The organism is Planctomycetaceae bacterium, assembly GCA_041398825.1.
Lineage (GTDB): Bacteria > Planctomycetota > Planctomycetia > Planctomycetales > Planctomycetaceae > F1-80-MAGs062.
The window spans coordinates 81688-96084 of sequence record JAWKTX010000014.1; the positions used below are offsets into that span (position 1 = coordinate 81688).

The following is a 14397-nucleotide window of genomic DNA, read 5'->3' on the forward strand; positions in this document are numbered from 1 at the left end:
GATCCCGGTTTGAAAATTCGATACGATCTCTACGGTTGATGCAGGAAAAGGACGATACCACAAAGTGTGGGGAGTCGGCACTTTGCGTTGATCGTAAGTGCTTATGCAGCAGAGGGTTATCGGCAATTCCTGCTGAATCTGTCCACCTTGACACGGTGAGGCCGAAAACATAACGTTCTGGACCGGCCGCCGCTTCGGCGCCAATTTGAAGCGAATGGAGTCGCTAATGTCCACACCTCAAACTTCCTCCACTGGCCCCGGGTCAGCGGCGGAATCCAGCCCGGCTGTTCCTTTCATCGATCTTGTCGCACAGTATCAGACGATTCGTACGGAAGTGCGAGATGCGGTTGATCACTGCTTCGAAAACCAGTCCTTCATCCTTGGTGATGAAGTTGCTCTGCTCGAGAAGGAGATCGCGGAATACTGCGACTCTCGGTTTGCTATCGGCTGTGCCTCCGGAACAGACGCATTGATCCTCGCGTTGATGGCGCTGGGAGTCGGTCGCGGCGACGAAGTAATCACAAGTCCATTCACGTTCTTCGCCTCCGCCAGTTCCATTCATCGCGTTGGGGCCAGACCAGTCCTGGTCGATATTGACCCTGTCACGTTCAATATTTCCCCCGAGGCGGTGGAACGGGCGATTACGCCCAGAACCAAAGCCATTATGCCGGTCCACATCTTCGGGCAATGTGCTGAGATGGAACCGCTCTGGCGTCTGTCCACGCAGTATCAGATTCCAATTGTGGAAGATGCGGCTCAGGCAATTGGTGCTGAGTACCAGGGACGCCGTGCGGGTGTTCTTGGCACGATCGGATGTTTCAGCTTTTTCCCCACAAAGAATCTCGGCGGTGCCGGCGATGGCGGAATCATGACGACTGATGATCCCGAAATCGCAGCCCGGCTTCGGCGGCTTCGGGTTCACGGGGACAAGGGCGGGTATCACCATGTCGAAGTCGGATACAACAGTCGTCTGGACGCAATTCAGGCCGCAGTGCTGCGGGTCAAGCTGAGATATCTGGATTCGTGGACAGCTGCTCGTAATCAAAATGCTGCCCGTTATGCGGAACTCCTGTCGAATGCTGCAGAGTTACCGGATCTGATTCTGCCGACCGTTCAGCCGGATCGACGACACGTTTTCAACCAATACACCACGCGAATCTCAGGCGGCCAGCGTGACCGAGTGATGCAGCATCTGCGATCCCAGCAGATTGGATGTGCCGTCTATTATCCGGTGCCACTGCATCTGCAGGAGTGTTTCCAGTACCTGGGATACCGCCCGGGAGACTTGCCCGTCGCCGAAAAAGCTGCCGCGGAAGTGCTCTCATTGCCCATTTACTCTGAACTTCCGGCGGAGCATCTGGAGCGAGTGGTGGGCGGCATCTACGAAGCCATGGCCGTCCGGGGAACCCTTCCGTTTCCACAAGTGGAAGAGGCGCGCCGCCACGCAGCGTAGTTTTTCGGAAGGAAGACCAGTAATAACTATCCGTCGAAGCTGTGTCAGCGACGTTGACACAGCCCCTGCAACGCCTTAGCATTCGCCACGTCGAAGCTTCGGCTTTGCCCGGGAGAGGTGGCAGAGTGGCCGATTGCACCGGTCTTGAAAACCGGCGTCCCGCAAGGGACCGTGAGTTCGAATCTCACCCTCTCCGTTTTTGCTCAAATGCACTCAGACAGCCGCAATCCTTATCGAACACAGCGTGTTTAAGCACCGTGTTGATTGGGGTTGCGGCTGTTGGTGCTTCTACCCCCGAATGATCTGCCAGATCCGGTCGCTCAGTCGCTGGACCGAATGCCGGACGCGGCATGCGGGGGCGTCTTGCGTCGTCACTGGCGAATCCGGTTATCGTCCAGCAAGCTTTTCACCAACACACTGGGTATCTCTTGCCGTGATTCCATCGCGATGGCGAGGTTTTTTTGCTGCCACGGGTTGGTCACTCTCTGACTGATCCTGAATAACCATCTGGACTTCGCAGCTCGGAATCAACCACCTGAATCGATGGCGGCAAAGCTTGTCGACGTTTTATGGTCAGCGGCTGAATGCTTCAGTTTCCCGGAATGGAGCAGCCCAATGAGCAGCGACACAATTTTCTGATCTTTTGTGCGTTCATCGGTCGCGGGTCCTGCTTCAGGGGTACTTTCCGGATTTGCTCCATGCAGTTCGGGTGAAAGGTGTTCCCAGGGAGTAATTTGCCAGCGAGTCTTCCTGAGTTTGCTGTTTGTCTTGTCGTATCGCCAGCCGCTGATGAGGCGTTCGGCAGTCCAGCGATTGTGCTCCATGATGCGGATCTTTTCACTCGTACTTTCATCGAGCGGCGATAGTGAACTGCCTTCGGCGATGTCCTCAGCAACTCCCTCAATTCGATAACCAAGTGCGGCCGCCTTTAACACGGAGTGGATGGCAGCCGATCGGTTGGACGCACGGTCTTCTTCGGTGATGGTGTTCCAGATGTCGCGAGCAGTCTTCTCGAGGGATTGCCAATCCAGGTGAGAAAATGCCGGTCCCGGATTTGTAGCGCTGCAGGCTGACTGCAGACTCGCAATGTGAGAGTCAAATCGGCTGTCTGAGCTCTGCATCCAAACCAAATGAATCAGTCTGGCCAGCCAATCGGTCCAGCCCTGTGTGACTTCCAGGTACGAAACACTGCCGTAGCACTGGCCAAAAGGAAACAGTTCGCATCCTTTACGCGACAGAGTCTGTTCTTTGCTGGTGCGTTGCTCCGTCAATAACTGAGACAGTTCGCGCTGTCTGGGAATCCAGACGAAAATCGGACAACGTTTTTCTATGGTTCGGAGTTTCGCATTCAGTCGCTCGGCCGTCGCAAAGTTACGACGATCATCCTCGAAGCAAACCAGAATGACTGGTTTCACTCCTCTTCGTTCAATTGCGGGGACCATCTCACCAAGGAAATTCTCGTCAGTGGCTTCCGTGTATTTCGCGTAATGGATGTTGCACACATATTCTATTCCCAGCGGAGCATCCTGGTCCGATAGTCGGACGCGTTCCAGGGGTCGATAGATGCGGGAGGACCAGTGATCTGCATCTTCATTGAAATTCCACTCGCGGATCGCATTCAGGTCGGGACCAAATCGAGGATTCTTTGCGGCGAATTCCTTCGCCTTCTTTTCGATATCGTCATCAACAACGGTCAGTCTCAGACGCTTGCCGTTCTCAAAATGAGCCAGTTCGCCCAGGTGCAGAGCCAGTGTCTGTCCGAATCGGCCAAAGCCGAGCATCACAAAATGAGCGACTTCATGCGATTCATTCGGGCGCATTTCATCGCCGAATAATGTTGCGTTCGCGATGTCTGCTAACAGTCGGCGGGAAGTTCGTTCCAGAGCATTAAAGACCTCGATGTCCATCAGTCGATTCGTGCCGAGTTCGATCGCGTCTGCGCGATTGCGCAATGCAATGGCAAGGTCGCGATCCATGATGTGAGCGAAGCATCTCAACGGCGCCAGCGTCGATCCATACCAGGTCGTTCTTCTGCCGAATGCGTTCAGGATATCACGAATTTCAACCGTACTCTCGATATTGCATTCGTCCCTGCCTGTGACGAGAAATACCTCGGCGGCTCTGGCAACGGCCGATTCGACAAGGTTTTCTCTTTTTGTCGCATCACCGACAATGCAAAGGATTCCGTGGTCGCGAGCCCACTTCAGGTTGGGGTTACCCTCGTCCGGTTCGATGACAACAATCAAACGGCGATCTTTCATGTCGATCAGATCGGCGACCAGTTGACGTCCAATTCGACCGAGCCCGCAGACGATAATATGCCCGGAAACGTTGAGAAGCTGCAACTTCTCCCAGGAGTCATGGAACAATACCAGAATACCGCGAGACGCTACGGTGAGCGCCAGCATCATGGCAAATCCAGCTGCCCATTGCAGGCTTTGGTTCGTCAGTCGGCTCGGCTCGACGTTAAACGCAAAAATCTGAAACGTGTCATAGAGTCCTGCGACGATAGACTCCGCCTTGTACTGATTGTCGGCTGCGAATCCAAAACTGCCAAACGCCAGGACCAGCAGCCCCAGTGCAATCACGGCAAAGCCACTCCAGCGAATGCACCATGAACTCAGCATTCGATAATGGTAAGGGAACCGTCGGCGCAGAATGGCGATCCCCATCAACAGCAACAGCACTCCCACAAGGCCATAAAAGTAGAGACTGCTGAAGTAGCCTGAAGCAGTCAGGGGCCGCCCGGTGTTACAGACGGTCGCCTTTGCAGATTCCGGCATTTGTGATCCCGGCGACCCTCGATCTGGAGATACTTCGGCGGGGCCATCCGTCTTTAAATCACGAGTGTCAGATTTTGCATCCGAATGAGTGGTGTCCGGGGGCGGCTGCTTCGTAATTGGCATGCCATCTTCGACCGAACCCTCAGGTTGCTTTGTACGACTCTGCGAAGGTGGTTCGAAGCCGGAGGCGACAATAACGAACGCCACCACGAAGAGGATCAGTACGCCAATCAGGGCCGACGAGCCGTCTGGGACATTGGCAACAGTCCCGGTGGATTGACGGCCATTCGACTGTGAAACGCCACTCTTATCGTTCTCCGGCATGTCCCTTTTCCGCATGACATGGTGAAGTCATCCACCCATCGAAAGCCAATCCAAAACGCTTCCATATCAACTCGTGGGGGCCATCCGTTCCTTGCGTCACTGAACTCAAGTGAGTCTATTCCGCGCGGATGACTGCCACAAGGGACCCCAGGGAGTTCCAGTATCCCCTCTATCAACTCCCGGACACGCAGTGCCAGCGCCACCTGACCTTGCCGTAATCGATTTTCAGGAATCTGTTTGAGATTTGAATACGGGGCTGACAACGATGGTGGGTCCGGGAATCAGAAGGTTCAAAGTCCGGCGGAAATTTGCTGTCTGGATGGCTGTGGCAAAGAACCCGGGTCGTGGGTTTCAAACCTGAGAACAATGGATCAGTATGTGCTCTTCGTGGGGGGAGCGTTGGAGCCAGTGGAATTTGGCACACAGTGCTGGACAAAGCCTGGTTTGTTTCGTTTGATATCACGTCATTATTTCTCTCGTGGATCCAGCAGGACGTGAAGATCAAACAGGTCCGGTCATGAAACTGTTTTTCAATTACCGACGCGATGACACAGACGATTTGGCTGGACGTCTGCATGATCGATTGTCGGTAGAATTCGGCGCGGAGAATATTTTTAAGGACGTCGATTCCATCCGACCGGGCCAAAACTGGCGAGTCGCACTGGAGCGGTCGATTGCTTCGTCGGATATCGTTTTGGCGATCATCGGAAAGCAATGGCTGACAATTACGGATGAGTTGGGGCAGCGACGGATCGATGCGGAAGAGGATTTTGTACGTTTTGAGCTCGAGGCGGCTCGCAGAGCTGGCAAGATCATTTTGCCAGTTGTTGTCAAAGGGGCCAGCATCCCCAATCCGTCGCTGCTGCCTGAGTCCATCCGGTGGCTTTGTGATTTTCAGCAGTCTGAACTGCGAGCAGATCCATTCTTCAAGGACGATGTTGCCCGACTCCTGGCCGAGCTCGTGCGAATTCGGGACCGGCTCAAAGATCAGCAGGCTAAAGTCAGTGCTATGCCTGCCGGAAACAGAAATGTCAGCCACGAAGCCGGAGGGATTCTGCGATGCAGCAGCTGCCATGCCCAGTGTGATCGTTCCAGTCAATACTGTGACGTCTGCGGGGCCGGGTTATGGACGACATGCCCATCGTGCGAATTGCCAGTACCACAGAATCAGGTGTTTTGCAGCGGCTGTGGCAGCAATCTTCCAAAGCTGCGAGAGTTGATTGAGTTTACTGAAAAGACCGAAAAGCGGTTTGCAAGAACTCTGGCGATCGCAGATCCCGGGGAGCGTATGCATTCGATGGCAACCCTGGCTCGTGAGATTGAAGCCGCCATCCGCATTTATCCAAAGCATCAGCCTCTGGCACATCTGCATTTTCAGGCGACGGAAGTTCATCGCAGGTCCGCGCGTGACCTGGCGGACGCTGTTTACGAATCCGGAAAGCTGGATCTTGCCCGAGAACAGTATACCCTGCTCAAGCAAATTGACCCTCTCAGCGAACATGCCAACGTGCAACTCGCGGCAATCGATGCTCGCTTCAAAGCGGACGCGAAAGCCTATCGAGAGCGGATTGCAAAGGGTGATTTCAAAAGGGCCATCGAAATCATCCTCAAGCTGGTCGATGCTTTCCCGGAGGACAGGCAGCTACGGGAGGACTTGCAGCAGTGTCAGGCGATACAGGACCGAATTGTTCGACTGATTCCTGAAGGTATCAGAGATCTGAAACGGCGGAAACAGTTTCTGGCGCTGGAGCAGGAGCTGCTGTGGCTCCGTCAACAAAAGATTCCTGTCAGGAAGCTTGACGAATGGCTTCAGGAAACGAAATCCATCGTTCGGCAGGCAAACCATGAATTCCTGCAGGCACAAAGTGAATTGCGAGAGGGCCGCTTTCGACAGACCAGAAAACTTGCAAATGTCGTACTGAATCTTACTGCAGACCACGCAGGTGCCCGGGAACTGCTGGCTGCAACCAGTGGTACGGAATTAATGATTGCGAAGCTCAACGGATTGCTGCGAAAACAGCAGTACTGTGCGGCTAATCAACTGGTAAAAAAGCTGGCGGAAGACAACATCTCGGATCCCAGAGTGATACGACTGGCGGCAGCAACAAATGTCGAAATCACGACACTGGATTCGTCGATTCGACTGATACTGATGTTGTTTATCGTCGCGTTTGTCCCGGGATATATCATCGGAAACAAAGTCTTTGAACAGCTGCAACTCAGCCCTTCAGCCACTGGTAGTCTTGTACAAACTCTCATCTGGTTGGCGAGTATTTCTGCGATCCCGGTATTTCTTGCCACTGTGTTGACGTTTGCCTTACCCAATGGCGCAGAAAGAATCTCTCGTTTTGTCTTTGACTGGCTGCCATTCGGTCGTCTGACAAGAATGAAGAAACCTGCAGGCGAGCAAAATTCCGAATCTGACGAAGAGGAAGAACTGAGCAACACCGCAGAACTGGATTCACCGGCAATTGAGACGCCCATTCCCGAACATTCCGTTCCCGGACATGATGTCGCCACCGTATCGGATAGTTCTCTGCAGACTTCGCCAGCGGAAGTGCAGGTCAAAGATGCGGGATCGGTGAACACAACTCGTCTCTCAGGAGACGATCCCCCTGACCCATTGCTGACGGTGGGGGCGGATCGTTCTGCCGGTCTGCTGGAAATGCTGTCCGTTGGTGTTCTTTTGTATTGCGTGTCCGTCGCGTGCGGAAACAACTTGTGGAACTGGTTACTTGGCCTGCGTTTTGATGCCTCGGTCGAAACGGATGCCAGGACGGTTGAAATACTCCGTCCGTTTTCAAGCGTCTTTCCATTGCTCGGGGCAGCAGTGATCGCGGTTTTCATCGAATCGGCATCCCGATGGCGTCGTATCCTGACCGCTGGTGGAATCGGAATTCTCATCCAACTGCTGACCGCCATCCTTTTTCCGACAGCGGCGAAGTCCATCCAGGCAATCGTTCTTGGATTGATTCTTCTGTTGGTCATTTCCGAAGTGCGACGCGTATCCGTTGGCCGTGTCCTGCTCGTTCAGTTGGGCGCATTGACTGGAGCAACTTTGGTGTTTTCGGCAGCAATCCTGCCTCTGTTGCTTGCAGCAATTCTGCTGGGCTTTGAAAGCCGGTCGATTCCAGCGGCGTCTTTTTTGCAGGTGTGCCTGACATCGTTATTAATGTGCCAGATCTACGTTTCTGGTTCTTCTGCTGGTTCACTGCAGATTTCACGACTAGCGGCTGACTATCCGGCAGTTCGCGGCACCATGTCGATTGGTGCGGGCTGGATCGCTGCGGCAATCATTACGATTTCGGTTAGCTGGCTCACGTCTATTGTCCGTGAAGAATGGCACGGCGTTGCAAAGTGGGTACTTCTTATCTTCATGCTGCAGATGATACCTTTCGGTTTATCAGGCAGACTCGGACTGCGTTCTCAGCGGCTTTGGTTACTGGTGAGCGTGGTCTGGACCACAACAGTTGCGGCCTTGTGGTGGCTACTGCCGACATCAGCTCTGCTTATGTTCCCCGTCACATTTGCATTCAGTGCGATCAGCCTGCTTCGGCTGGAAACCTGCAACGTATTTACTCACTGGAACACTATCTGGCAGCAAATAAGGGTCAGACACTCAAGGCGTATGTTCGTCATCCGGCAAGTTCTTCGCCGCAACTGAGATCAGGGGATCGCTCAGTCGATCGCTGGAATGGATAAGCCTGAGCCATCGCCAGTAATCGAAGGCGACCATCTGCCGCTGTGTCGCGGAAAAGTAACCTGCACTGAAGCGGCATTCATTCGTTGCCGCATATTCTGTGACGGGGTGGCGAAGGGTGAGGATTTACTCCGAGGGTTGTGCGACGCCGGACCGCGCTGGGGGTAGTCGTGTTCCTGACGCCCCGTGATTCTTCAATTTGCTACCGCTTGCCGACAGATCGACAAATGTGGCAGTGTTGAATACCCTTCAAATTTGTGGCTGATGACACGGCGCGGGCGGCTTCAGCAGAAATCATTTGTGGTGGAACTGGCAACGGCGGAAAAGACCAGAGGGAGTGGACGCTCCTTCGAGGAGACGATTTGATGCGGCTACTGGAAGAACTGACACAGGTGCCCTCGGTTCCTGGGCGGGAAGATCGAATTCGAGCCTTTATTCTGGATTACATTCGTGATCGGGAACTGTTTGACGAGATCTCGGTCGATCCGATGGGCTCAATCATCGCTTTGCGAAAGGCACGCCCGATTGGCGGAGGGAGACCATCTGAGACTCCCAGGAAAGTCATGCTGGCAGCCCACATGGATCAAATTGGGTTTCTGGTTCGCCACATTGACGATCAGGGCTATCTGAGAGTCAACCCGGTCGGTGGATTTGACACAAGAAACCTGTTTGCTCGCCGGGTCAGGGTATGCACATCGAATGGAGATTTCGTTGGGATCATGAATCCGGGTGGCAAGCCGGTTCACATTGCCAGTGAAGCAGACAAAAAGAAAGTGCCTGAGATTGGTGAATTCTTTATCGACCTGGGTATGTCCGCCGATGATGTCCGGGCCAACGTAGTTATTGGCGACATGGTTGTGCTCGATGGACCATTTTCGCACGTTGGACACAGCGTTGTTTCACAGTGCCTGGATAATCGTGTGGGGTGCTGGGCTCAATTGAAGGCCATTGAAAACATCCAGCACCACAATTGTGACATTTATGCTGTATTCTGTGTGCAGGAAGAAGTTGGCTTGCGTGGCGCACAGCCAGCGGCATTCGAGGTGGCTCCGGATATTGCAATTGCCTGTGACACCACATTGTGCTGCAGGACGCCGGGAGTTCCTGAGGAAGATCGGGTTTCAGTAGCGGGTGACGGTGTCGTTCTTCACGTGATGGACTCGTCGATGATATCGGATATCCGACTCATTGAAGAACTGGAACAAATTGCACGGCAGCATTCGATTCCCTGCCAGCGGGCTATTCTTCCTCGCGGCGGCCAGGACGGCGCTGTCATCCAGCGAAGTCGTTCGGGAGTCAGAACCTTAGCCATGGCCTGCCCTGTCAAGTACATACATACGGTGACTGAAATGGCGCACAAGCTCGATCTGGAATCATATCATCAACTGTTGACGCGATGGCTTGAGAGTCTTTGACAAGTTACGCAATCAGAATGCGCGATGGGAGGGGGTTCGCAGCCGTAAGTTCGCAAGGCCACAGGATGCGAAGGCCGCAACCCGGCGTGCCCCGGACTTTCTGAATCTGATCGTTCTGACTCGTTCCTTCCAGGTGTCGGTCATTTAAGTGGCCTTCTCAAGACAGGACCCGGTGTATGCTGCCAAGAACGCCTGAACCCGAAGTCATGGATACTGTGGACGACGCTGTCGACTACGATCAAATGGATCATAGTCATGTCAATCAGTTGTTTGTGGATGATTTTCTGGAGGCCTTGAGGGAATGGGCGGGCGGTGATCTGAACAGCTTATCCGCTTCATTACAAATCGTGGATCTGGGGACAGGAACGGCGCAGATTCCTGTGCGCCTGCTTCAGTCTTGGCCTCAATGCCGTCCGATCTCCGCCTGCGACCTGTCGGTCGAAATGCTCCGACTCGCAAAACGCAACATCTGCAACAGTGGATTCGACGGGCATATTCACCCGGTATTTTGCGACGCAAAGCGACTTCCATTCGGGGATCATTCTGTCGACGTAATTGTGTCGAACAGTATCGTGCACCACATTCCGGAACCCGCAGCGATTTTTGCAGAGGTGGCCCGGTGCCTGGTGAAAGGTGGCCTTTTGTTCTTCCGTGACCTGCTTCGACCAGCTACCCAGAATCATGTGGAAGAATTGGTGATGCTGTATGCCGCAAACGAAGCGCCTCATGCGCAGACGATGTTTCGGGAATCGCTCCACGCTGCGCTCACCATCGATGAAGTAAAACAGTTGCTTGCCGATGCCGGACTTCACGGTGCAAAGGTTCACCAGACCAGCGATCGGCACTGGACAGCGATCGTCGGCAAGGCCAATGCCTGAATGTGATTCACATCCAGTCAGTTGTTGTGGCGCGTGTTCTCCCCGTCGCTGACGGCTGGCTATCACGTACGGACGGCAACACTTTCTAATTCGTCTTGTCTGCTGTCTGGCTGTATCCGCTTCGAATGAGACGGCGAGTGACGAAGAGTTCGAGCAGCAGAAAGCAGGGAAACAGGAAAATCAGAATCGCCCACAGTTCTGTGCGCGATTCGTCTCCGTACATCGACTTCGCCAGTTCAAGCACATTATCCACAAAGCGAACACGGTCGTTGACCCGCAGTCGTCCTCGATCATCCGCAGTGAGTTCCGTAAAGTCGTCTTCAGCGTGATCGTAGTTGACCACGAATCGATCCAGTCGGTCATCGGACAAGACTTCGGCACCAGTGGCATCTGGCGATGACCGAACGAAATCGTAGACTCCCGGCAGCCATGTTCGGGACAGAAGAAAAGTCGATGGATCGCCGACTTCGTTTCCTTTGGGAGCCTCAGCGGCGTGAAACTCCCTGGACGGATCGACAAAGCCAGCCAGCGACAGATCAACGGAAATGTTGTCCGTCTGTGGCGGCGCTGATGCCATCAGTGGTGCGCCGACCTCGACATTGTGGCGGATGCGCGAAGACGCGGACTGAAGGACAGCTTCATACAGGAACGGAACGAAATCGGCGGTGGTCGGGAGGTTGTTCCATTGACGAGTCAGTGACGAATTAAAAAGCAGCACATTTCCTTCTCCGTGACTGCATTGAAGCAACAGAGGGTCGCCCGTGGTCAGAGAGATGAGTACGTTAGGGCGTGGATTCACTTCGTCTGGATCCGTCAGGGTCGGACTCAGATCGATGCTGGTCTCGTCCGTGGCATCCGGCGGATCTGAGGAATTCGTGGCACTGAACAGTGGGTTCGGAATCGGTTCTGTGAGCAACGACAGCCACCATTTTTCGTAACTGGCAGTCAGAAATGAGCGAGCGGTGTCAGAGCGAAATCGGCTCAACCATCCCGTCTGCAGCGAATTCTGATCGACATGAACCCGTCGAGTATCATCCGGAGGAGCTTCGCGAAGACGATCAAGCTTTACTCCGGCCAGTAAGCCGGTCGCCCCGAACAGTTCCTGAAAGTTGTCTGAGTTCGTCTGGGGTCCTGGCGAAATAAAGATACCGTTTCCTCTGCTGGCGTACTCTGCCAGATAAGAGGCAATGCCTTCCGGTAGAGAGACCACATCAGCCAGAATCACCATCGCAGCCCGATCGATATCAGCTCGCGTGACGTCATGCTGATCAACCGTTTTCGCTGAGATCCAGGGGGTTTCTTCGGACGCCCCGAGTGCGGTTTCCACGAAAAACGTCTCACGTTCGAAAGGATCCAGGGATGGACGACCATTGACCAGCAGAACAGGTAATGCGGTGGTTACGACAATCGCGCAATGACTGACGTCATCTGCCTGAATTGCATCGTCTGCAGCGCTGGCGGCAACACTTAGCACCTGAGTCCCGACCTGGTTCAGGCGGACTTCGAATTCAACCGATGCCGCGCTTTGGCCCGGGATTCGAATCTTCTGCGTATGTTCGGCAAGTGGCTGGCCATTCAGCAGCAATCGAATGTCTGTATCCCGATCATCCGCTCCACTATTGTGGATCCGGGTATTGAGTCGCACCGGAAAACCGGGAACGGTCAAATCGCGGGGCAGTTCGATTTTCCCGATGGCGATGTTCTGTCGGACAGGAGCCAGATGCTGTGATACGTCGATGGACCAAAACCTGGGTTTGATGGTCGGGAAAGTCATGAGGTCTTCTATGCGAGCCCAGCTGGCATCATCTGCTGCATCCCAGCCCGCTCGCTGTCGGTCCGTGAGCAAGACAATCTCGCGAGCCGAGGCGCTGGACTTTGACAAAACGGCTATTGCCTGTTCCACGGAAGTCCTGACATCGATCGACCCTCCCGCATCGGGAATGGCATCAATTGCTTTTTTCACCAACTGGAGATCCTGCAGTGGAGATTCAACGACAAGCCTCGGTTGGTCGCGCGCGTCAATGACAGAAACACTGTCTCCTGGACCGAGCGTCTCCAGAAATTCGGCCGCACGTCGTTTTGCATTCTGGTGCAGTGTGTTTAATCCATCACCTCGCGTCATCGAATTGGAACCGTCAATGACGAGGACGATTGCGCGCGATCCCATGGATCGGTAACCCGAAAAAAGGCCGCTTGGCAGCCAGGGCCGTGTAACTGCCATAACAAGCAGCGCAATCATGCTCATACGGATGAGCATCAGCAGCAGTTCTTCGAGTTTGAGCTTGCGGCGCGTCTTTCGGGCCGGGTTCAGAAACTGCATGGCTCCCCACTGGACAACATCAAACCGTCGGCGACTGATCAGATGGGCAATGACGGCCAGGCTTACGCCAAGCAGACCAGTCAGCGCCAGGGGATTCATGAAGTACTGGAGCATGATTCAGAAGGGCATCGCCCCTCCCCCGAATTTCGCGTTCGCCAAAGACAGCGTCAGCATGCAACTGATGCCGAACACTGGTTTGGAAGCAGACATTCTGTGGAAGCAGGAAGTCTCGTCGAACCCATGCAAGGTCCGGAATCTCATCCGGGACGGCCTGCACTGAGACTAACTTCCCTTCGGGACTCTATTGGACGAATGCAACGTAGTAAAACAAAAGCCCCGTGACAGAAGTCATCGTGATGTCGATTGTCGAAGCCCAGCCGAGTCGTTGATGTAATCGGCTGTGTGGTCCGGGCGACGGAGGATTGGGAAACTTCTTCAGAGCCAGCACAATGGTTGCAATCCAAAGCAGCGGTGTGGTTACCGCGAACACCAGATGCAGCCACAGCCACGGCCGTACCTCAGCAATGCGAGCCGCAAATGCTGCGTCGTCAAGTCCCTGCTTTGCGACAATGTTTTCCCATCCGCCGTGAACGATTTGCAGGTCAATTTCAAAGGCGCCCACAGCCACGAGGAGGACAATTCCCAACAGCAATTGCATCGTTCGATGGAGGCCGTAGTTCTTGCGGACACGCACCATCCACAGGCTGTACAGCAGACAGGGAACAATAACCACCAAAGCTGTGACCACGAAGTCCAGCATGAATGATGTCTTGTATCCCAGAAATCCATCATTCAGCATGATTCGAGTTCTTCCCGTCGGTTCCCTGGAGGCAAACAGTGCATTTCGGCATTTGATCCGATTGAGAATCTGCCTGGAAGCTTTCGGCATATTCACGTCGGGGTTATAGCGATGCGACCGAGGCGTTCAAACAGGCATACAGCGAACTGGTGCATTTTCCACTCTCCGACAAACTCCCCCCCGAACAGCATCCGGTTTCGGAGGTAAAACCAGCGGATGAGATGTTTGGTCAGGATTCACTGGTGTTCAGGGCGGCATCCATCGCGGGGAAGCGGTTGCGGTGCCACCATCGCTCCCACCAGGTTGCCTTTCGCAGTAACGGGTCGCTCGCCGGGACGCTCCGCGTTTTCCCGCGTCGAGTCTTCAGATGGATGGTTCCATCATCTCCAACCGCATCAACAACCCAGAATTTGTCCACCACGTACGCGTAATCGTCTCCCATCTGCGCAGGGTGAATGGACCGGGCCCGAGGCCCCGGATGCCGACTGCGCTTGGGCATGGTGTAGATGACCAGGTCGCCTGGCCGGAATGAGATGTGCGGTTCCAAATCCGTTTTCCTTCGATCGGCGGAAATGAGCACGTCTTTCCGCCAACGGTCCATTGAAGAATGGGTCTGACGCTCAGGAGCTGCCAGTGCGGGTCAGAACTCTTGTTTCAACAGCCTGCCGACCCATCTTTCAAACTGGTTTTATCCATGTGAATGTCACTGCACAACACGAATTCTC

At 54.2% G+C, this 14397-nt stretch carries 8 protein-coding genes and 1 tRNA gene; 5 read left to right on the forward strand and 4 right to left on the reverse strand.

Going from position 1 to position 14397, the window contains the following annotated elements:
* Positions 1-226: 226 nt before the first annotated feature.
* The gene (locus R3C20_21890; protein ID MEZ6043158.1) at positions 227-1453 is read left to right on the forward strand and encodes a DegT/DnrJ/EryC1/StrS family aminotransferase; all 1227 of its coding nucleotides are present in this window, start codon (positions 227-229) and stop codon (positions 1451-1453) included.
* A gap of 111 nt (positions 1454-1564) precedes the next feature.
* A tRNA-Ser gene (locus R3C20_21895) sits at positions 1565-1649 on the forward strand.
* A gap of 331 nt (positions 1650-1980) precedes the next feature.
* Here the strand turns inward: R3C20_21895 and R3C20_21900 are convergent.
* Positions 1981-4560 (reverse strand): NAD-binding protein, encoded by a 2580-nt coding sequence (locus R3C20_21900; protein ID MEZ6043159.1) that lies wholly within the window; start codon positions 4558-4560, stop codon positions 1981-1983.
* A gap of 517 nt (positions 4561-5077) precedes the next feature.
* Here R3C20_21900 and R3C20_21905 point away from each other — a divergent pair.
* From R3C20_21905 to R3C20_21915, 3 genes are all read left to right on the forward strand, one after another.
* The gene (locus tag R3C20_21905) at positions 5078-8224 is read left to right on the forward strand and encodes a TIR domain-containing protein (protein MEZ6043160.1); all 3147 of its coding nucleotides are present in this window, start codon (positions 5078-5080) and stop codon (positions 8222-8224) included.
* Positions 8225-8517: 293 nt separating this feature from the next.
* The gene (locus tag R3C20_21910; protein MEZ6043161.1) at positions 8518-9675 is read left to right on the forward strand and encodes a hypothetical protein; all 1158 of its coding nucleotides are present in this window, start codon (positions 8518-8520) and stop codon (positions 9673-9675) included.
* A 176-nt stretch (positions 9676-9851) separates the two neighbouring features.
* Complete coding sequence (locus R3C20_21915; GenBank protein ID MEZ6043162.1) at positions 9852-10553, forward strand: class I SAM-dependent methyltransferase; 702 nt, start codon at positions 9852-9854, stop codon at positions 10551-10553.
* An 85-nt stretch (positions 10554-10638) separates the two neighbouring features.
* On the opposite strand, the gene R3C20_21920 is transcribed toward R3C20_21915, so the two are convergent.
* The 3 genes from R3C20_21920 to R3C20_21930 form a co-directional block, all read right to left on the reverse strand.
* A complete protein-coding gene (locus R3C20_21920) occupies positions 10639-12987 on the reverse strand; it encodes a VWA domain-containing protein (protein ID MEZ6043163.1) in 2349 nt (782 codons plus the stop codon).
* Positions 12988-13174: 187 nt separating this feature from the next.
* Positions 13175-13672, reverse strand: coding sequence for a DUF420 domain-containing protein (locus R3C20_21925; protein MEZ6043164.1), 498 nt, complete (start codon positions 13670-13672; stop codon positions 13175-13177).
* A gap of 229 nt (positions 13673-13901) precedes the next feature.
* The gene (locus tag R3C20_21930) at positions 13902-14171 is read right to left on the reverse strand and encodes a hypothetical protein (GenBank protein ID MEZ6043165.1); all 270 of its coding nucleotides are present in this window, start codon (positions 14169-14171) and stop codon (positions 13902-13904) included.
* Positions 14172-14397: the final 226 nt, after the last annotated feature.

Bases quoted from the DNA above. Each gene is read 5' to 3' on its own strand.
- R3C20_21920 (MEZ6043163.1), bottom strand. From the start codon at position 12,987: ATGCTCCAGTACTTCATGAATCCCCTGGCGCTGACTGGTCTGCTTGGC.
- R3C20_21925 (MEZ6043164.1), bottom strand. From the start codon at position 13,672: ATGCTGAATGATGGATTTCTGGGATACAAGACATCATTCATGCTGGAC.
- R3C20_21930 (MEZ6043165.1), bottom strand. From the start codon at position 14,171: ATGCCCAAGCGCAGTCGGCATCCGGGGCCTCGGGCCCGGTCCATTCAC.
- R3C20_21905 (MEZ6043160.1), top strand. From the start codon at position 5,078: ATGAAACTGTTTTTCAATTACCGACGCGATGACACAGACGATTTGGCT.
- R3C20_21890 (MEZ6043158.1), top strand. From the start codon at position 227: ATGTCCACACCTCAAACTTCCTCCACTGGCCCCGGGTCAGCGGCGGAA.
- R3C20_21915 (MEZ6043162.1), top strand. From the start codon at position 9,852: ATGCTGCCAAGAACGCCTGAACCCGAAGTCATGGATACTGTGGACGAC.
- R3C20_21900 (MEZ6043159.1), bottom strand. From the start codon at position 4,560: ATGCCGGAGAACGATAAGAGTGGCGTTTCACAGTCGAATGGCCGTCAA.